At 30.5% G+C, this 18,332-nt stretch carries 17 protein-coding genes; 3 read left to right on the forward strand and 14 right to left on the reverse strand.

Annotation, left to right across the window (positions count from 1 at the left end):
* Positions 1-91 precede the first annotated feature (91 nt).
* The 9 genes from queA to hflX form a co-directional block, all read right to left on the reverse strand.
* A complete protein-coding gene (gene queA / locus KQI89_RS04315; protein WP_216456049.1) occupies positions 92-1,117 on the reverse strand; it encodes a tRNA preQ1(34) S-adenosylmethionine ribosyltransferase-isomerase QueA in 1,026 nt (341 codons plus the stop codon).
* A gap of 25 nt (positions 1,118-1,142) precedes the next feature.
* Positions 1,143-2,147, reverse strand: coding sequence for a Holliday junction branch migration DNA helicase RuvB (gene ruvB / locus KQI89_RS04320; RefSeq protein WP_216456661.1), 1,005 nt, complete (start codon positions 2,145-2,147; stop codon positions 1,143-1,145).
* 46 nt (positions 2,148-2,193) lie between these two features.
* Positions 2,194-2,793: a Holliday junction branch migration protein RuvA gene (gene ruvA / locus KQI89_RS04325; protein ID WP_216456050.1), complete on the reverse strand. Its 600-nt coding sequence runs from the start codon at positions 2,791-2,793 to the stop codon at positions 2,194-2,196.
* Positions 2,794-2,952: 159 nt separating this feature from the next.
* Positions 2,953-3,546, reverse strand: a complete 594-nt coding sequence (locus KQI89_RS04330) for a hypothetical protein (protein WP_051986348.1) — start codon at positions 3,544-3,546, stop codon at positions 2,953-2,955.
* 66 nt (positions 3,547-3,612) lie between these two features.
* Complete coding sequence (locus KQI89_RS04335) at positions 3,613-4,353, reverse strand: YebC/PmpR family DNA-binding transcriptional regulator (protein ID WP_216456051.1); 741 nt, start codon at positions 4,351-4,353, stop codon at positions 3,613-3,615.
* A 93-nt stretch (positions 4,354-4,446) separates the two neighbouring features.
* Positions 4,447-5,094, reverse strand: a complete 648-nt coding sequence (locus KQI89_RS04340) for a YigZ family protein (RefSeq protein ID WP_216456052.1) — start codon at positions 5,092-5,094, stop codon at positions 4,447-4,449.
* 15 nt (positions 5,095-5,109) lie between these two features.
* Positions 5,110-6,513, reverse strand: coding sequence for a MocR-like pyridoxine biosynthesis transcription factor PdxR (pdxR, locus tag KQI89_RS04345; protein ID WP_216456053.1), 1,404 nt, complete (start codon positions 6,511-6,513; stop codon positions 5,110-5,112).
* Between the two features lie 13 nt (positions 6,514-6,526).
* A complete protein-coding gene (locus tag KQI89_RS04350) occupies positions 6,527-7,423 on the reverse strand; it encodes a nucleotidyltransferase domain-containing protein (protein ID WP_216456054.1) in 897 nt (298 codons plus the stop codon).
* A gap of 67 nt (positions 7,424-7,490) precedes the next feature.
* Positions 7,491-9,278 (reverse strand): GTPase HflX, encoded by a 1,788-nt coding sequence (gene hflX / locus KQI89_RS04355; protein ID WP_216456055.1) that lies wholly within the window; start codon positions 9,276-9,278, stop codon positions 7,491-7,493.
* 344 nt (positions 9,279-9,622) lie between these two features.
* Between hflX and KQI89_RS04360 the strand changes: the two genes are divergently transcribed.
* Positions 9,623-9,823, forward strand: coding sequence for a hypothetical protein (locus KQI89_RS04360; protein WP_032121895.1), 201 nt, complete (start codon positions 9,623-9,625; stop codon positions 9,821-9,823).
* Positions 9,824-10,163: 340 nt separating this feature from the next.
* On the opposite strand, the gene KQI89_RS04365 is transcribed toward KQI89_RS04360, so the two are convergent.
* Complete coding sequence (locus KQI89_RS04365; RefSeq protein ID WP_216456056.1) at positions 10,164-10,643, reverse strand: hypothetical protein; 480 nt, start codon at positions 10,641-10,643, stop codon at positions 10,164-10,166.
* 426 nt (positions 10,644-11,069) lie between these two features.
* Between KQI89_RS04365 and hpt the strand changes: the two genes are divergently transcribed.
* Positions 11,070-11,591 (forward strand): hypoxanthine phosphoribosyltransferase, encoded by a 522-nt coding sequence (gene hpt, locus KQI89_RS04370; protein WP_032121897.1) that lies wholly within the window; start codon positions 11,070-11,072, stop codon positions 11,589-11,591.
* Between the two features lie 117 nt (positions 11,592-11,708).
* Here the strand turns inward: hpt and yunB are convergent, their stop codons facing one another.
* Positions 11,709-12,344, reverse strand: a complete 636-nt coding sequence (yunB, locus tag KQI89_RS04375; RefSeq protein ID WP_051986349.1) for a sporulation protein YunB — start codon at positions 12,342-12,344, stop codon at positions 11,709-11,711.
* 124 nt (positions 12,345-12,468) lie between these two features.
* Here yunB and KQI89_RS04380 point away from each other — a divergent pair, with 124 nt between their 5' ends.
* Positions 12,469-14,946 carry a transglycosylase domain-containing protein gene (locus KQI89_RS04380; protein ID WP_216456057.1) on the forward strand — a complete coding sequence of 826 codons (2,478 nt, stop codon included), beginning with the start codon at positions 12,469-12,471 and terminating at the stop codon, positions 14,944-14,946.
* Positions 14,947-15,001: 55 nt separating this feature from the next.
* Here KQI89_RS04380 and dcd read toward each other — a convergent pair whose 3' ends face one another.
* From dcd to KQI89_RS04395, 3 genes are all read right to left on the reverse strand, one after another.
* Positions 15,002-15,523 (reverse strand): dCTP deaminase, encoded by a 522-nt coding sequence (gene dcd / locus KQI89_RS04385; RefSeq protein ID WP_216456058.1) that lies wholly within the window; start codon positions 15,521-15,523, stop codon positions 15,002-15,004.
* A gap of 211 nt (positions 15,524-15,734) precedes the next feature.
* Entirely contained in the window at positions 15,735-17,135 is a 1,401-nt protein-coding gene (locus KQI89_RS04390) for an FAD-binding oxidoreductase (protein ID WP_216456059.1), read from the reverse strand.
* A 2-nt stretch (positions 17,136-17,137) separates the two neighbouring features.
* Positions 17,138-18,328, reverse strand: a complete 1,191-nt coding sequence (locus KQI89_RS04395; protein ID WP_216456060.1) for an electron transfer flavoprotein subunit alpha — start codon at positions 18,326-18,328, stop codon at positions 17,138-17,140.
* Positions 18,329-18,332 lie beyond the last annotated feature (4 nt).

Here is an 18,332-nt window from a genome sequence, read left to right on the forward strand (position 1 = left end):
TATGTGGAGCTTACTTAATGGTATCATGTTATAAATATATATTAGAATTAAATTTGTTAATCTATTATATATTTCCTTTATAAAATACTCATTATTTTATAAACATAGCATCTCCAAAACTAAAAAATCTATATCTTTCTTCTATGGCAGTATTGTAAGCTTTCATTATGTGCTCTTTTCCTGCTAAAGCACTCACTAACATTATTAATGTAGATTCTGGCAGGTGGAAATTAGTAATCAAAGCATCTACAACTTTAAATTTATAACCTGGATAAATAAATATATTTGTCCAACCACTCTGTTCTTTTATAATTCCACTTTCATCTCCTAAGGTTTCCAAAGTTCTACAGGAAGTAGTACCTACTGCTATAACTCTTCCTCCATTTTTCTTTGTATTATTTATTATATCTGCATTTTTTTCATCTATATGATAATATTCTGAATGCATATCATGCTTCTCTATAGTTTCTACTTTTACAGGTCTAAAAGTTCCAAGACCTACATGAAGAGTAAGATAAGCTATATTAACTCCTTTTTCTTCAATAGCCCTTAAAAGTTCTTCAGTAAAATGAAGTCCAGCAGTAGGAGCTGCTGCAGATCCTTTTTCTTTTGAATAAACTGTTTGATACCTTTCCTTATCCTCCAAGTTTGCTTTTATATAAGGAGGCAGAGGCATCTGTCCTAATTCATCTAATACTTGCTCAAATATTCCTTCATAGTGAAACTTAATTATTCTATTTCCATTGTCTTCTACTCTAATAACTTCTGTCTTTAACTTACCATGTCCAAAAGAAAACACAGCCCCTGCCTTTGCTCTTTTACCTGGCTTTGCAAGGGCTTCCCAAGTATCTTTATCTATTCTTTTTAATAATAAAAACTCTATCTTACCACCTGACTCTTCTTTTTCACCTATAAGTCTTGCAGGTATTACCCTAGTATTATTTAAAACTAAAGTATCTCCTTTATTAAAATATTCTAAGACATTATAGAATATTTTGTGTTCTATATTTCCTGTATCTTTATCTAGCACCATAAGTTTAGATTTTGCTCTGTCTTCTAAAGGATATTGCGCAATGAGTTCCTCTGGTAATTCAAAATTAAAATCGCTAACCTTCAATAGTAACACCTTCTTCTGTATAAGTTTATTCTTCAAATAAAGACAGCTGTTCTTTATTTGAATTAAATTTTTCTATTCTGTTTAAATGTATATATGCCTTTTCAGTGGTCATTCTGCCTCTTGGAGTTCTTATTATAAATCCTTTCTGTAAAAGATATGGCTCATAAACATCCTGTATTGTATCTAATTCCTCTCCTATAAAATAAGATAAAGTTTCAACACCTACAGGTCCTCCATTAAAATTATCAATTATAGCTTCTAAAATTTTATTATCAATTCTATCAAAACCCATATCATCAACATCTAAGAGTTCTAAAGCACTTCTTGCTGTTTTATAATCTATAAACTCATGACCTTTAACCTCTGAATAATCTCTAACTCTTTTTAGCAAACGATTTGCTATTCTTGGTGTTCCTCTTGACCTTCTAGCAACTTCTAAAGCACCTTCCTTATCAATGGAACATCCCAATATCTCAGCAGATCTTATTATTATCTCCATTAATTCATCATCGGTATAAAATTCCATAGAACAAAGTACCCCAAACCTATCTCTTAAAGGAGAAGTTAAAAGCCCTATTCTGGTAGTGGCACCTATTAGCGTAAATCTAGCTAAATCTAGCCTAATAGACTTTGCAGCTGCACCCTTTCCTATAACTATATCTAAAGCATAATCTTCCATAGCAGGATAAAGTATCTCCTCAATGCTTCTATTTAATCTATGAATTTCATCAATAAAAAGCACATCATTTTCCTGAAGAGTTGTAAGTATAGCAGCTAAGTCTCCTGGCCTTTCAATAGCCGGTCCTGAAGTAATTTTTAAATTACCCTTCATCTCCTTTGCTATAATATTAGCTAAAGTAGTCTTACCAAGACCTGGGGGGCCATAAAGCAGAACATGGTCTAATGCCTCTTCCCTATTTTGAGCAGCTTTTATAAATATACTTAGTCTTTCTTTAACCTTCTCTTGACCAATATACTCATTTAATCTTTGAGGTCTTAGGCTATATTCATTACCAACATCCTCATCCATGTGCCTAGCAGAAACAATTCTATCTTCTTCCAAACTTCTCACCCCTCTAATTCATCAAATATTTTAAGCAGTCCTTTATCATTATTTCAATGGAATCTGAAGGATTAATATTTTTTAATGCTCTTTCTACTTCTTTTTGAGTGTAACCTAAAGATACTAAAGCCTCTATGGTTTCTGTTTCTAAATTTCTACATAAGATTTCTCTGCCTTTATCTTCTTCTAGGTTTTCAATTACAACTTCCTCTAACGTTATCTTATCTTTTAATTCTAGTATAATCCTTTGAGCTGTCTTTTTCCCTATACCAGGAGCCCTAGTTAAAGTTTTTTCATCAGATGTGAAAATGGCATACTTAAGTTTTTTAACATCGGATATAGATAATAGCGAAAGTGCCGCTTTACTACCAACTCCGTTTATTGTTAGTAATATTTTAAACATGTCCAACTCTTCCTTTGTAAGAAACCCATAAAGCCCTATAAAGTCTTGTCTTACAATTTGTTCTGTAAAAATCAAAACTGACTCATTCATCTTGGGCATATCAGAAAGAGTACTTCCCGATGTAAAAATTTTATATCCTATACCATTACTTTCAACAACTATATAGTCTTTATGCATACCTTTAAAGGTACCTTTTATATATTCATACATTTAATTACCCCTTACACCCTGATTATTTAAAAATCTATATAATACTTTAACATTTACATTAAAATAATTCAATAATAAGCAAATCCATTTTCATCATCAACTAGGTTTAAAGCGAGAACATCTCTCTAAGTTTAAGAGATATTCTCGCTTTAAATTAAATCATGATTGTATTTCAGCTAACTGATCATAAGCTTCTTCTTTGGCGTCAAACTTTAATTCATAATTTAAGATTAGAACTTTGTCCCCTTCTGGTAAACTATCTACATCCCTAGATGTAATATCTTTTGTTTTATCTTCTATAAATAGTTTTCCCTTACCATCACTTTTAAATATGGCTATACATCCCTTTTCTGCTCCTAGGTAGTACTTACCAGGTTCAAAAGTCTTTTCAACATTTTTAACCCACACTATTTCTCTATCATTAAAAGAATCTAGCTCGTAACCTTCTTTAGCATATAATTCTTCTAGGCTTTTTTTAGTAACTATATCCTTACTTTCACCCTTAAACTCTTTTATAGTTTTTGCACTGTGAGAGATAATCTCTCCAGTTAAATCATCTTTTTCTTTTAAAACTAAGAATAAGTCATCAGGCAATGGAGCTTCATCTTTAGAATTATAAACTGTCATATTTCCGCCTTCACTTGGCTTTGAAGCCTGACTTTTATCTACACTTAAAAAGTAACCTATAGAAAATAAAGTTACAACCAAGAAAAATCCTGTAATAAATAATAATAAATTCTTTTTACGTTGCATAATATCACTCCTTAGATGATATTATGTCCATAATTTATATATTTATACATTAAGTCTCATTATTATCTATTCATCCCATCCTTCTGGAAACTCAGCATTATGCCAAACATTTTGAACGTCGTCATCGTCTTCTAATTGATCTAACATCTTCTGGAATTTTGCAGATATCTCTTCATCTATAGCTGTATATGTATCCGGTAGCATCTTTATCTCCGCTTCCAAAAACTCTATATTTTTCTCTTCTAAAGATTCTCTAACAACTCCAAAATCTTCAGCAGTAGTAGTTATAATATAAACCTCTTCTTCTGAAGCAAAGTCCTCTGCTCCTATCTCTAATGCCATCATCATTAATTCATCCTCATCCAAAGAATCAGTTTTTTCGATTACTATTTGTCCTTTTCTTTGGAACATAAAACTTACACAACCTGTGGCTCCCATGTTTCCTCCATGCTTTGTAAAAGCATGTCTTACATTTCCTGCACTTCTGTTTTTATTATCAGTTAAAACTTCTACAATAACAGCTATACCTGATGGACCATAACCTTCATAAGTTATTTCTTCAAAAATAACATTTTCTATATCACCAGTAGCCTTCTTTATTGCTCTAGTTATCGTATCTTGAGGCATATTATTAGCCTTAGCTTTTGCTATAACATCTCTAAGTTTAGAGTTTGTCTCCGGACTTGGACCCCCATCTTTAGCAGCTACCATAAGTTCTTTTCCTATTTTAGTAAATATCTTGCCTCTTTTTGCATCTGCCTTACCCTTCTTAGCTTGTATGTTATGCCATTTTGAGTGTCCTGACATAAAATTTCCTCCTCACTTTAAATAAATATTTTATCAAAAAATTTCTACATCATTATATCACAAAATACTAATTTTATTCAACAAAGTCTAATTTTAAATGTTTTTATAAAGTCTGTTACCTTCTTTAAAAAATATACCTTCTTGCTCTTTTACTATAATAGCCTTACCATTTGTAGCTTCTACTATTTGTTTTTCAATGATGTCCCTTAAGGTTAATTCACAATATATATTTAATTCTACTTTATCTGTATATTGAGTATCTTCAATATACCACTGATTTTGATTACATATATATTGAATCTTACCTAAAAGATCATAATCTATAATTATCCTTAAAAGAATTCCATCTACCTTTTCTACTAATCCAGCTTCTTTAATAGCCATACTAGCCCCTTTAGTATAGGCTCTTACAAGACCTCCAGCCCCTAAGAGAATCCCCCCAAAATATCTAGTTACTACTACAACACAATCTGTAATACCACTTTTTTTTATAACTTCTAATATAGGTATACCAGCAGTACCTTGCGGTTCTCCATCATCGCTATATCTTTGTATCTCAAGATTTTGCCCAACTATATAAGCATAAACATTATGAGTGGCATCCTTATGTTTACTCTTTATAACATTAATAAAAGCTTTAGCATCATCTTCCGTTTCCACTCTTTTAGTGTAACCAATAAAAAGGGATTTTCTTTCTTCAAACTCGTCCATGGCTTCTTGTTTAACCGTTATATAACCCAACTTTATCCCTCCTTTTTAAACTATAATCTGCTCTAATATATCAATCCCCCTAACTATCTTATCTTTATCCGTTTGCGAGTATCCAATTCTAAAATACTTATCTCCATCCATAGGATTTTTATAGAAAATAACTCCTGGAGTTATAAAAACAGCTTTTTCTTTAGCCTTAAAAAATAACTCTCTACAATTTAGGTTATAATTCTCCCTAATTTTTAAAAAGAAACTCAAACCTCCTCCTGGAGGATGAAATTCAACTTTGTGTTTTATCTTATATTCCATATAATCTCTCATAAATATATATCTATCTTCATAATTATCTTTCAATAATTTTATATGATCTTCCCAATAACCTTTATTAATATATAAGTCTAAAGCCCTTTGCATAAGGCTAGAAGTGGATATATCTGTATTAACCTTAGAATTTTGTATTATCTCTTTGAATTTTCTTGGAGATATAACATATCCTATTCTTATACCCGGCAAAAATATCTTAGAAAAACTCTTTATATATATAACTCTATCCTTTTCATCCATAGACTTAAAACTTTCATACTTAATATTTTTATCAAATATTAGCTCAGAAAGATAATCATCTTCTATTATATAAAAATTATACTTTTCTGCTAAATCTAAAATAAATTTCTTTTTTTCATAACTATAGGTGGCTCCTGTAGGATTTTGAAAATAACTCATAGTATAAAAACACTTGATTTTATTCTTTTTAACTACTTCTTCAAAGGATTCTAAGTCAGCTCCATCTTGAAGCATATCCACCTGAAATATATTTGCTCTTCTCCAGTTAAAAACCGTTAAAGCCCCACTATAGGTTGGTCTTTCTACTATTACATTATCATTAACATTTATAAGAGCCTTTGAGGCAATGTCTATACCCTGTTGAGCCCCTGAAACAATTAAAATATCATCTTCTTCTAGAGATCCCCTCCAAAAATACTTATTTATACTCTGCCTTAGTCCTTGAAATCCCAGTGCCTCTTGATATATAAGAGCTTCAGCTCCATCCCTATCTATAACCTGATTTAGTACTTCTTTAAACTGTTTAAGAGGGAAATAGTCACTACTAGTGGTTTCCCCTGTAAAATCAATATTCTCTTTCATCTCTCTTGAAGATATCCTTTTAAAAGTTTCGGAATACTCTTTTTTAAAAGCCTTTATTACTTCACGCCTTTTGGCATAGGTTCCACTTCCCATTTTAAGCACAGCATAACCTTCTTGCTGAAGTTTTTTATAAGCATTTACTATAGTGACATTATTTACATTTAAGTATTTAGCCAAAACTCTTATAGGTGGTAACTTCTCACCGTCTTTTATTAAGTCCTTATCTATTAACTTTTTAATATGTCTTGCTAACTGTTTATACTTTGGAAAGTCTTCTACAAATGTTATACAAAACCTCTTCATCTCATCCTACCAATTAAATAAAATATACATTTTCTTTAATTATAACATTTCCTTCTGAATTTTTATAATCTCTAGAATCCTTTTTAATAAGATTTCTCTTCCAAAGTTCATTTAAAACTTCTTCTATTTCTATATCAAAGTTCTCAAAAAGAGGATCTCTTTTTATATCCTCAGCACTTAAGAATTTATCTTTCTCTCTCATAAATTCCATAAGCAAACGAGTACTTTGTTTTATATTCTTATCTATAGACTCCTTTAAAAATTCCAAGGCGTTCTCTATGGCTTCTACTACATTATTCTTATTAAAAAACAATTCATCTACACACTTTTTAAAGTCATCATTAAGATTCATTGCCATAGAAGTAGCATCCTTACTTATCATGTATCCGTTGCAATTTACATAAAGTCTAGCAAAATCTTCTATAGATCTAACTGCTGTGGTAAAAGCAGTATAAATACCATCATTAGTTAAATACTTTTTACAGACCCCTAAGCTTTTTAGGGTTCTTCCTAAATAAACCATATTCCATTTTTCTCTATCTAAATCTGGATAATATCGTCCGTTATTGTATCTTGTAGTTATATCTAAGTCCTTTGAGAATACTAATCTTGAAGACGCAAATATTCTATGGATAAACCCTCCTCTTAAATCACTTTCATGGAGTTGCAAAAACTTCTCTTTACTCATTAATTTTATATGAACTGCTACTTCTTTTTCTTCTGTATATATATTTCTGATATCATATATTTCATCCTTTAATATTACAAAAAGATCTATATCTGATTCTTCCCAAAAATCGCCTGTAACCATACTTCCAAAAACCATAACGGCTAAAATATTTTCATTTGAACGCATTTTATCCACTAAAGAATTAAAAGCCTTTTGATATTTTAAAATAATATTTTCCATAAAGCTCATCTTCCTCCCTTTATATCCCTTATAAAGTTGAACTATAATTAGCCCAATACAGAACTATTTATATAATAAATTCCTTACATTTATTGTATACTTCATTATCAACTTCAGCCTTTATATAAGTACCTTCATTTTCATAGCTAGATTCTATTATTTTAGAATTCCTATGCAAATAGGCTACAGTAGATTGATTACTATAAGGTATCATATATTCTACGGTTACTAGTTTATTAGGTAATTTATCTGAAACACTTTGCAATAATAAATCAAGATTTATATTTTCCTTAGCTGATATAGAAACAATATCATATCTTCCCTTATAAATACTTATTATATCCTCTAAGTCCTCTTCACTTAGCTTATCTATTTTATTTAAAGCCAGTATAATAGACTTATCTCTAGCTCCAAGTTCTGCCAAGACCTGCTCTACTGCCTCTATTTGATCATGGACGTATTCCGCTGAGGCATCCACCACATGTATTAAAATATCTGAGTAAATCACTTCCTCTAGAGTCGACTTAAAAGCTTCAACTAATTCATGAGGAAGTTTTTGTACAAATCCTACGGTGTCTGTAAGGGTAATTAATCTATTATCTAATAAATTAATTGCTCTAGTAGTAGTATCTAATGTGGCAAATAACATATCTGCTTCAAAAACACTATCCTTTTGAGTGGAATCTTTCGGCATAGCAATTTCGCACAACTTGTTTCTTAAAGTAGATTTACCTGCATTTGTATAACCTACTAAAGATACCTGTGGAATATTTTGCTTATTCCTCTTCTCCCTTTGTGTCTCTCTGGTTTTTTTAATCTTACTTAATTCATCTATTAAATCATGTATTGTTCCTCTTATATGTCTTCTATCTGTTTCTAATTTTTTTTCCCCTGGACCTTTTGTTCCTATACCTCCCCCTGTTCTTGAAAGTACTGTTCCAAGTCCAGTAAGCCTCGAAAGCCTGTATTTCAATTGAGCTAACTCTACTTGTATCCTTGATTCTTTTGTTTTAGCTCTTGTGGCAAATATTTCCAGTATCAACGTAGTTCTGTCAATTACCTTGCATCCAATAGCCTCTTCAAGATTTCTAACCTGTGATCCTGAAAGTTCATCATCAAATATTATTACATTAGCCCTTAGACTCTGTCTTAATAAAGATATTTCTTCTACCTTTCCACGCCCAACATAGTAAGCTGGATCTAATTTACTCCTATTTTGGAATACTTTAAAAAGTACTGGTATATCACAGGCCTTAGCTAATTCTTCAAGTTCTGTCAAACTTTCTTCTGTATCGCAACCAACTACAATTGCTTTTTCTCCTGACTCCTCATTAATTTCGCTACTTTCAATTAATGCTTCTAAACTTCTTATTTTGTCTACAAAATCAAAACTTAAAAGTTCATTTAAGTTTAATCCCTCAACAGCCTCGGGAACTAATAAATCATCCTTCACATCGCAAAACCCAAGACTTATGTCTGTGAATTTCCCCTCATATACTCCTATAGCAGCGATACAATCTAATTTTAATTTAAGTAAAGCAGAATTATCAATAGCTGATAATCTTGAATTACCGTTAGGATGAGTGTGTATTATTCTTACTGCTGAAAGTCTTTTTTCTTTTATGTTAATCATAGGAATTTCAACAGTACTGCTATCACCTACAGCAACACTTATAACCTTGCCTTTTCTGTCTATAGCTACACTAATTTCTCTCTCTAAATAGGCAGTATTATCCACTAGTATATTTAAAAGTTCCTCTGTAAATAAATTATATTTAGGAATCTTCATATCATAAATGCTATCTAACTTTTCTAATATACTATTTTTTATACCTTCTATATTTCCGTATATCACATTATCACTCCTTTTATAAAAAATAAATTTTATTTAAGTCATTGTAATAGAAAATCTTAAAATAATCATTGATTGCCTTAACTATATTACCAATAATAATTGATTTTAATAACAATTGAAATAAATTCTTCAATATGATTTTTAATATACCTGATAACTTTCATATAATTTTATACTATAAAAACATTCTTGTAAACATCTTTAATAAATTACAATGATTTTTAAAAGTATAGTAAAATCAATAGCTTAAGACCTTCTATGAAATCTATAGGATGTGTTTAAAATCATAAGTATATTTTAACTATTTTCAAATAATTTCATATATTAAATTGAGGTGAGCATCAATGTCAATATTTAATGAAATCTGCCCAAAGGAACTTGCTACATTATCAACTATAGTTGCACTCAATCTTTCAACAGATAATTCTGCTGACGATAACAATGTTTTAGGTAATTTTTTAGTTGCTGTAGGAAGTATAATATTAACAATTGCAGCTCAGCAACAGAATCTTAGTGCTCTACAGGATACTAAAAAACCAGATTGAAGATTTAAAAATCATATTTATTTCTAAGCGGAGCTAAGGCACCACTTTACCTTAACTCCTAACTTTTTTGAATTACTTTTAATCTCTGAACCTCTCATATTTCTATCCTCCACTTATCTGATATACTTAAAAAAATACTTTTTCTTAGTTATATGTTATTTTTCTCTAATTCCAAATCTTTATTCTCCCCCTATTTTTAGATATAAAAACAGCACCTATTTTTTAGGTGCTCTATAACCTGCATTTTTAGCTTCTTTTATAGTTTTAATCCATTTTTCAGTCTGGTCTATTTTAGTTTGATCATACCTGGTACATGATATATCTTACTACTAATCACCCTTTATAAGTCCTTCTCCTTTGCATATACATATAATCTTTCTTTAGGAATATTGCTATTATCAATATTCTCCATAATATTTATTCTTTCTGTCTTAATAGTTTCTGTATCTTGAGCAATACTTTTAACATAACTATTATATTTAAATTCATCATAGCAGATTAATCCAAATAAAAATCCATATGCTAAAAAACCAAAAAAACATATAGAAATAGCTTGCCATTTTTTCATAAACTTAGGCTCTCTTAAAACAAAGAATATCATGCCTAAGAAAAATACTGCAAAAGCTATCGCAAATACAACACTTAAAGCAGAACTTTCTAAATTATAACTTCCACATAAAAACCCATAGCTTACAGTACCAATCAAACATACAAATATAGCTTCTAATCTATCTATTAATTTAGGTTTTTTCAAAGCAAAAAATATCAAACCGAAGAAAAACATTAAAGAAACTAAAGCAAATATATCATCTAACTCCATAAAATCTCCCCTTCCTTTACAAATTATATCATAAAAGAAATATTTACGGAATTATTAACACTTGTAGCTCAGCAACAGAATCTTTAATCCTCTATAGGATAATAAAAGTAATTTTTCTTATATGTATTTTCATAATCTACAATAGTTTAATTTAAAAGATAGATAAAGAAGATATATATTGAAAAAACATAAAAATGTTGTTAATATGAATAATATAATTTTTATTTTTTAAATACAGACTTCTCAAATATTTGCATTATTAGATTATTAAAATCAAAAGATATTATAAAAATCAACTTATATCATGGAAAATATTTTAAAATTAATTTTTGACAAATTTAAAAGTAGCATTGACTTTACAGGGGTTATAAGCTATTTTAAATATATAAAAACAATATTGTAAATATCTTAAAATGGAGGATAGCAATGGAGGAGAAAAAGCGCAACATATTAATAAGTGAAGAAGAAATATCCAAAAGAATAACTGAAATAGGTGCTGAAATATCAAAGTACTATGAAGGTAAAAATTTATACGTGCTGTCTTTATTAAGAGGTAGTTTCATTTTTACAGCAGACCTAGTAAGAAATATTAATGTTCCTACAAAAATAGGATTTATGACAACCTCAAGTTATGGCCACGATGAACAAAGTTCTGGAACAGTTAAGGTTGTTAATGATATCCCTGACAACATAGAAGGATACGATGTTTTAATAGTTGATGATATTGTAGACAGCGGAATTACTATGGAGTTTGTTAAAAATCATGTTAAGTCTTTAGGTGCTAATAGTGTAAACTGCTGTGTGCTTTTAGATAAACCTGAAAGAAGAAAGGTTGATATAAAACCTGACTTTTGTTGCTTTGAAATAGAGGATGTATTTGTAGTAGGATATGGTTTAAATTACGGAGATCATTATAGAAATATACCTTATGTTTTTAATTGGGAATAATCAAATTTTTAATACTATAATTTTTAAAAGGCCTATAATCTTCCTAGGATTATAAGCCTTTTTATGTTCTATCAAGCCTTTTGTCAGTAGCAATACACTATTTTATTAAAACTAGAATTAATTAGATAAATCTAAATCTATAGCTGTTCTAGGAACCTTTCCTATAATTATAGTTTCACTTATAGGCACCTCACATCTTACCTCCACATCATTACTATGTAAAGGAATAATAACCCTAATTAAACTCTTTATCTCCACATATATTTTATGTCTTGTCTGATTTATTCCTGCGCTTTCAAAAACCGAGCTATACTTAACCTCTACCTTTCCTATAGGTTTCATTCTCACGGTAACATTAGGTCCCCTATTTGATAGTATATTATTATTTAGTATATATCCTATAGGAACTTTTATATTTAAATATTCTAAATCATTTATATCCTTTTGAGAATCTAAAGCTACCTTTGTGGCTAAAGAGTTAAGTTTTAAAGTATCCGCTTTAAGCATAACTATGTTTCCATCATGATCTTTTTCTACATTAACAATACTATTATAGTCAAAGCCTTCTGAATATTTTTCTAATATATTTTCATTCATAATTTCATTAACCTTTACTCTCATTTCAGAATTAGCTACAACTATAACTGTAGGCATTATTCTTTTGTCAAAAATGTATATAAATGCTATAAATGTTGAAAATATTATAATAATAGCAACGGTAATTTTAAATCCCATAGAATGATATCGTTTCATTATTTATAATCCCCCTAAGAAAAGAAGTTTTTATAGTCTAATCATTTTATAATATGCTATAATATGTTATAATATTTTAAATCTGTGCATTTAAGCTAAAGTTAATTAAAGATAGGAGGAACTTATGGTTCAGCATAAAAATAAAACTAAGAAAAAGAAAAGACATATATTAAAAACCATACTAATAGTCTTTTTATTCATATGTCTATTTACAGGGGTTACGCTTGCAGGGGTAGGATATGCTATGGTCAAATCTGCACCTCCATTGGATTTAAATGCAATACTATCATTAAATGAAGTGTCAATGATGTATGATAATAAAGGTTTATATATGGATGATGTGCCCACAGATGAGAAAAGAACAGTTATTACCATTGATAAAATGCCAGAGGATCTAAAAAACGCATTTATAAGTATAGAAGATGAGCGTTTTAATCAACATCATGGTATAGATGTTAAGAGAGTATTTGGGGCCTTATATATAGACGTAAAAAATAAATTAACTGGAAAATCAGGACTTCATGGTGCATCTACAATAACTCAACAGCTTCTTAAAAATACAGTTTTAACTCCTAAGGTATCTATAAGAAGAAAAGTTCAGGAGATGTATTTAGCTATTGAATTAGAGAAGAAATTGAGTAAAAATCAGATTCTAGAAGCCTACTTGAATACTATTTTTTTAGGTGGAAAAGCAAACGGTGTAGAAGCTGCTTCTAATCAATATTTTGCTAAACCTGCTATAGAGTTAAATCTTATAGAATGTGCTTATTTAGCTGGTATGAATCAAAGCCCCTCAATTTATTATCCTTTTTCACCTTCCTCTAAAAAAGATCCTTCAAAGTATATCAATAGGACTAAAACCGTGCTAAAAAAAATGCTAGAGACTGGTAGCGTTGATCAGGCACGCTATGATACTGCTATTGAAGATTTAGATAGTGGAAAACTTGAATTTGTTCAACCTAATTATAACGAAAAGTTAAATTATGAATGGTTTTCTTGGGAAGTTTTAAAAAGAGTAAAAGCTGACTTAAAGAAACAATATAATTATTCTGATAAAGAAGTTTCAAGGCTTGTTACCTATGGTGGTCTTAAGATATACACTACTATGGATAAAGATCTACAGCACTATTCACAGAAGATAATCGATGATACCCCAAAGTACATCGATATTAAAGAGTTTACAGTGAAAAGCGGTGGTATGGACGTTGTTCAACCTCAAGTAGGAGCCGCTATAATGGATTATAGAACTGGAGAAGTTAAAACTATAATTGGTGGTAGAGGAGATCTCCCTCCTACTTCTTATAATAGAGGCGCTTCTTTAGGATTTTTAAAACCTACAGGTTCTGCTATTAAACCTTTGACAGTTTATGCACCTGCTATTGATATGAAAATAGCTAATGCAAGTAGCTTAGTGGATGATTCACCTTTATCAGATGAAATGCTTAATAAAATAGGCTATACATTCCAACCTAAAAATGTGGATGGTCAATACAGAGGACCTATTACCTTAAGAACAGCTCTCACCTATTCAGTAAACGTAGCAGCTTTAAAGGTAGAAGATATGGTGGGTATTAAAAACGGTATATCCTACGGTGAGAACTTCGGTCTTATATTTAATAAAAAATCTAAGCAAAGTATAGCTGCCTTAGCTTTAGGTGAATTTAACAATGATCCCAAGGATAAGGATGGTTCTAATCCGTTATATATGGCTGCCGCTTATGGTGCCTTTGGTAATAACGGTATATATACAGAACCTATACTTTATACTAAGGTAGTAGATAGAACCGGAAAGGTACTTTTAGAGAAAGTTCCTGAAAAGAGAAAAGTTATGTCTCCTCAGGCAGCTTACATCTTATATGATATGTTAAAAGGACCAGTTATAAATTATAGTGCTAGAAGTGCTAAATTTGGTGATATGCCTGTAGCAGGTAAAACCGGTACTTCTGAATCAAATAAAAATCTATGGTTTTCAGGTCTTACCCCTTATTACTCCGCTGCGGTTTGGATAGGAAATGATAATCCTACAGAAGTTAAGACCTCTGGTAATGGGGAAACCGCCAGTGGAAATACAGCTGGAGTTTTATGGCGTAAGTTAATGGAAAAGATTCATGAAGGTCTAGAATCTAAAGATATAGCAATTCCTGAAGGTTTAAATACCTCAAGAGTTTGTTTAGATTCTGGTAAATTAGCTACAGAACTTTGCTTAAAAGATCCTCGTGGAGGAAATAGAATAATTGAAGATTACTTCATGGATGGCACAGCCCCTTCAGCTCTATGCGATGCCCATGTAGAAGTGAAGATAAATAAACTTAACGGAAAAAGGGCAACAGATAAGACTCCGGGGAACCTTATTGAAACAAGAGTATTTATAAGCAAAAATTATGCTGGTTCTGTTAAGGATCCTTCAATGATAGAACCTACAGAATTAGATGACTATAAACAAGAACCAAAACCTGAAGAAAATAAAGATGATAAAAAGCCAGAGAACGATAATAACAAACCTGTGGACCCAAACAAACCAGGTAATGATAACGGCAACGAAAATGGAGGTACAAATCCAATATCTCCTCAGCCACCAACTAACCCTGGAAATAACCATTAAATTAACTTTTATAATAAAACCACCCATAAGGGTGGTTTTATTTATATATATTATATTATCTTTCAAAATCTTTAAAAAGCAAGCTTGGTTGTATATCATTATTATTTTGATATTTACCACTTATGTACTTATTATAATCTCCCTGGATTTTATGGTAATATATTTGACATATTTCCACTTCAGAATAAATTCTAATAGGCTGAATACAAAACATCTCTAATGTCCAATAACCACTAAATCCAACATCTCCAAATCCTGCTGTAACATGAATGAATAATCCTAGCCTTCCTATGGATGACCTTCCTTCTAACATAGGTACATATTCATCAGTTTTAGTATATTCTATAGTTCTTCCAAGATATAATTTATTAGGCTCTAATAAAAGTCCTTCTGGTGATATTATAATCCTTTTAGCTTTGTTTTCCTTTTTCATATCCAGTACATGGTCTTCATATACTAAAAGTTCATTATGGAGTTTTAAGTTATAACTATTGGGATTTAACTGTTCTTCTTTAAAAGGCTCTATGATTATGCCCTTCCCTAGTTTATCTTTAATTTCTTCTCCTGATAAAATCAAATTGTTGCCTCCTTATTTATAATTTTATATATTTAAAGTATACATTTATAATTATAATGAAACAAGAAATAAATAACTATTACCGTATAAAAGTTAATAGCTATTATATTTTTAACTTATAGTATAAAACAACTTTATAAAAATATAAAAGGATTGACCTTTTACTGGACAATCCTTTTATTATAGATTATAAAGTTTATTATGTTAAAGCTTATTGGCACACTTTTCCTGGATTTAATATATTATTAGTATCAAAAACCTTTTTTATTCCTTCCATTAAAGCCATTGCATCATTACTTAAAGATTGCTTTAAATATCCTTTCTTTGCATAACCAATTCCATGTTCTCCTGAAACTTGTCCTTTCAACTCTTTAGCTTTACTATACATATCCTCCATAACCTTGTGCAATTTAGAATTCCACTGATCTTCTTCTAAATTATCTTTAAGGATATATATATGCAAATTACCATCACCAGCATGTCCAAAACTCTTTATTCTAATATCATGCTTCTTTTCCATGGTATGAGTAAATTTAACAAATTCAGCTACCTTATTTCGTGGTACCACTACATCTACTTCATCCATTTCTGTAGTGGAAGCTTTAATAGCCTCTAAAAAAGAACCTCTAGCTGTCCATATAGATTCTTGTCTTTCTTCCGTATCAGAAATATATACATCTAACGCCCCATATTTTAAACAAATTTCAGCTACCTTTTCATAAGCCTTTTCTACTTCCTCTTTACTATTTCCATCGAAGGTCAACAGTAAGTAGGCTTCTGAAGAATTATCTGGAAATTTCTTACCTAAAAATTCTTCTGAATCTAGTATTGCTTGTTTTTGCATAAACTCTATAGCTGTAGGAATAGACTTTGATTTAATAATAAATGGAACTGTGTCAATAGCATCCTCCAACTCTTCAAAAGGAACTAAAAGACTTATAGCCTTTTTAGGTAATGGAAGAAGTTTTAATGTAGCTTTAGTTATTATAGCCAAAGTCCCCTCTGAACCTATTATCATATCCTTCAAACTATAACCAGAGCTATTTTTTACAACTTTTCCTCCTAATTGCAAAACCTCTCCATTAGCAAGTACTACTTCTAATCCTCTTACATAATCTCTTGTAACTCCATACTTAACAGCTCTCATTCCACCTGCATTGGTATTTATGTTTCCACCAATAGTAGCTGTCTTTTCACCTGGATCTGGAGGATAAAATAATTCTCTTTCCTCCACATACTTTGTTATCTCCATAAGTAACACTCCTGGTTCCACAGTCAAAGTAAGGTTTTCTTCATCTAGTTCTAATATTTTATTCATCTTACTAAGATCTAAAAGAATACCTCCCTTAATTGGTACTGCAGCTCCTACAAGTCCCGTACCCGAACCTCTTGGCGTCACTGGTATAAAATTTTCATTAGCATATTTCATTATCTTAGAAATTTCATAGGTATTCAAAGGTTGAATCACTATATCCGGAAGTTCTTTTACATTTCCTAGTTCATCATGACTATAATCTTCATTTATATTTTCACCTATAAATATTCTATCTTTATCTATAATTATTTCATTAATAACTTCAATATCTTTCTTATCTATCTTTTTATAATTCATATTTATGCCCCCTTTTCCACCTTTATCTTTTCTATTAAACTGGGTACTATTTCATATAGATCCCCTACTATGGCATAATGGGCTGTTTTAAATATAGGTGCATTATCATCTTTATTTATGGCAATTATATGCTCTGCATTATTCATACCTGCAGTAAATTGGACAGCTCCTGATACTCCACAGGTAATTATTAATTTTGGTCGTACAGTTCTTCCACTTAATCCTATCTGCCTCTTTGCATCTGCAAGTCCTGCTTCAATAAGAGGTCTAGTAACTGCATACTCTCCACCTAAGAGTTCCGCCAATTCTTTTATCATATTTAAATCCTTCTGACTATTTATGGCTCTACCTGCTACTACAATAACTTCTGCTTCAGATATACTTGTTTCTTTTTCTTTTTCTGTTACTTTAATTACCTCAATATTAGATGAGAGTTTTTCTTTTTCTATAGAGCATATCTTTAGGATTCCTTTTTTATCCTCTACTCTTTCTGCTGGATTCATTACTTTATATCTAACTGTAGCCATTTGAGGTCTATTATTAGGCGTTATGATTTGCGCCATTATGTTTCCTCCAAATGCTGGTCTTATTTGAACTAAATCTGTATTTTCTTTTATATCTAAAATAGTGCAATCTGCTGTAAGTCCTGTCTTAAATCTAGCAGCTACCCTTGGTGCTAATGATCTTCCTATAGTAGTTGCACCTACTAATATTACAGAAGGTTTAACCTTATTTATAAAATCTTCAAATACTGCAGTATATGGCTCTATTCTAAAGTGACTTAGTTCCTTATAGTCATATATCATAACTTCATCTACTCCGTAATGTAGAAGTTCTTCTGCTTTTTCCTTAATATCATACCCCATAAATAGGCAATAAACCTTTTGCTTCACCTTAGCAGCTAGTTCTTTAGCTTTACCAATTAGTTCTATAGTAACGGGATGTATCTCTCCCTCTAAATGATCTACATAAATAGCTATACCCTTCCACTGACTCTTATCTATTTCTATTTTTTCTTCTTCTATAAATTGGAATGCCCCTTCCGGCCCCTTTCTAACACATAATCTGCACATCTTACAATTTCCATTTATCTCTACTTTTCCCTCTTTATTATCCATAGCATTAAATGGACATAATTTAATTACCTCTTCTATGTTATTAATCTTATCATTATTAACTACTAGTTTTCCCATTTAT

Origin of the sequence: Clostridium simiarum (assembly GCF_018919175.1) — a bacterium.
In the GTDB taxonomy this organism is placed as follows: domain Bacteria; phylum Bacillota; class Clostridia; order Clostridiales; family Clostridiaceae; genus Clostridium_L; species Clostridium_L simiarum.

What these genes read in the sequence shown, in the direction of transcription:
- ruvB (WP_216456661.1), bottom strand. Translation starts at nt 2,147, where the DNA reads ATGGATGAGGATGTTGGTAATGAATATAGCCTAAGACCTCAAAGATTA.
- ruvA (WP_216456050.1), bottom strand. Translation starts at nt 2,793, where the DNA reads ATGTATGAATATATAAAAGGTACCTTTAAAGGTATGCATAAAGACTAT.
- KQI89_RS04330 (WP_051986348.1), bottom strand. Translation starts at nt 3,546, where the DNA reads ATGCAACGTAAAAAGAATTTATTATTATTTATTACAGGATTTTTCTTG.
- KQI89_RS04335 (WP_216456051.1), bottom strand. Translation starts at nt 4,353, where the DNA reads ATGTCAGGACACTCAAAATGGCATAACATACAAGCTAAGAAGGGTAAG.
- pdxR (WP_216456053.1), bottom strand. Translation starts at nt 6,513, where the DNA reads ATGAAGAGGTTTTGTATAACATTTGTAGAAGACTTTCCAAAGTATAAA.
- KQI89_RS04350 (WP_216456054.1), bottom strand. Translation starts at nt 7,423, where the DNA reads ATGGAAAATATTATTTTAAAATATCAAAAGGCTTTTAATTCTTTAGTG.
- KQI89_RS04360 (WP_032121895.1), top strand. Translation starts at nt 9,623, where the DNA reads ATGTCAATATTTAATGAAATCTGCCCAAAGGAACTTGCTACATTATCA.
- KQI89_RS04365 (WP_216456056.1), bottom strand. Translation starts at nt 10,643, where the DNA reads ATGGAGTTAGATGATATATTTGCTTTAGTTTCTTTAATGTTTTTCTTC.
- hpt (WP_032121897.1), top strand. Translation starts at nt 11,070, where the DNA reads ATGGAGGAGAAAAAGCGCAACATATTAATAAGTGAAGAAGAAATATCC.
- yunB (WP_051986349.1), bottom strand. Translation starts at nt 12,344, where the DNA reads ATGAAACGATATCATTCTATGGGATTTAAAATTACCGTTGCTATTATT.
- KQI89_RS04380 (WP_216456057.1), top strand. Translation starts at nt 12,469, where the DNA reads ATGGTTCAGCATAAAAATAAAACTAAGAAAAAGAAAAGACATATATTA.
- KQI89_RS04390 (WP_216456059.1), bottom strand. Translation starts at nt 17,135, where the DNA reads ATGAATTATAAAAAGATAGATAAGAAAGATATTGAAGTTATTAATGAA.
- KQI89_RS04395 (WP_216456060.1), bottom strand. Translation starts at nt 18,328, where the DNA reads ATGGGAAAACTAGTAGTTAATAATGATAAGATTAATAACATAGAAGAG.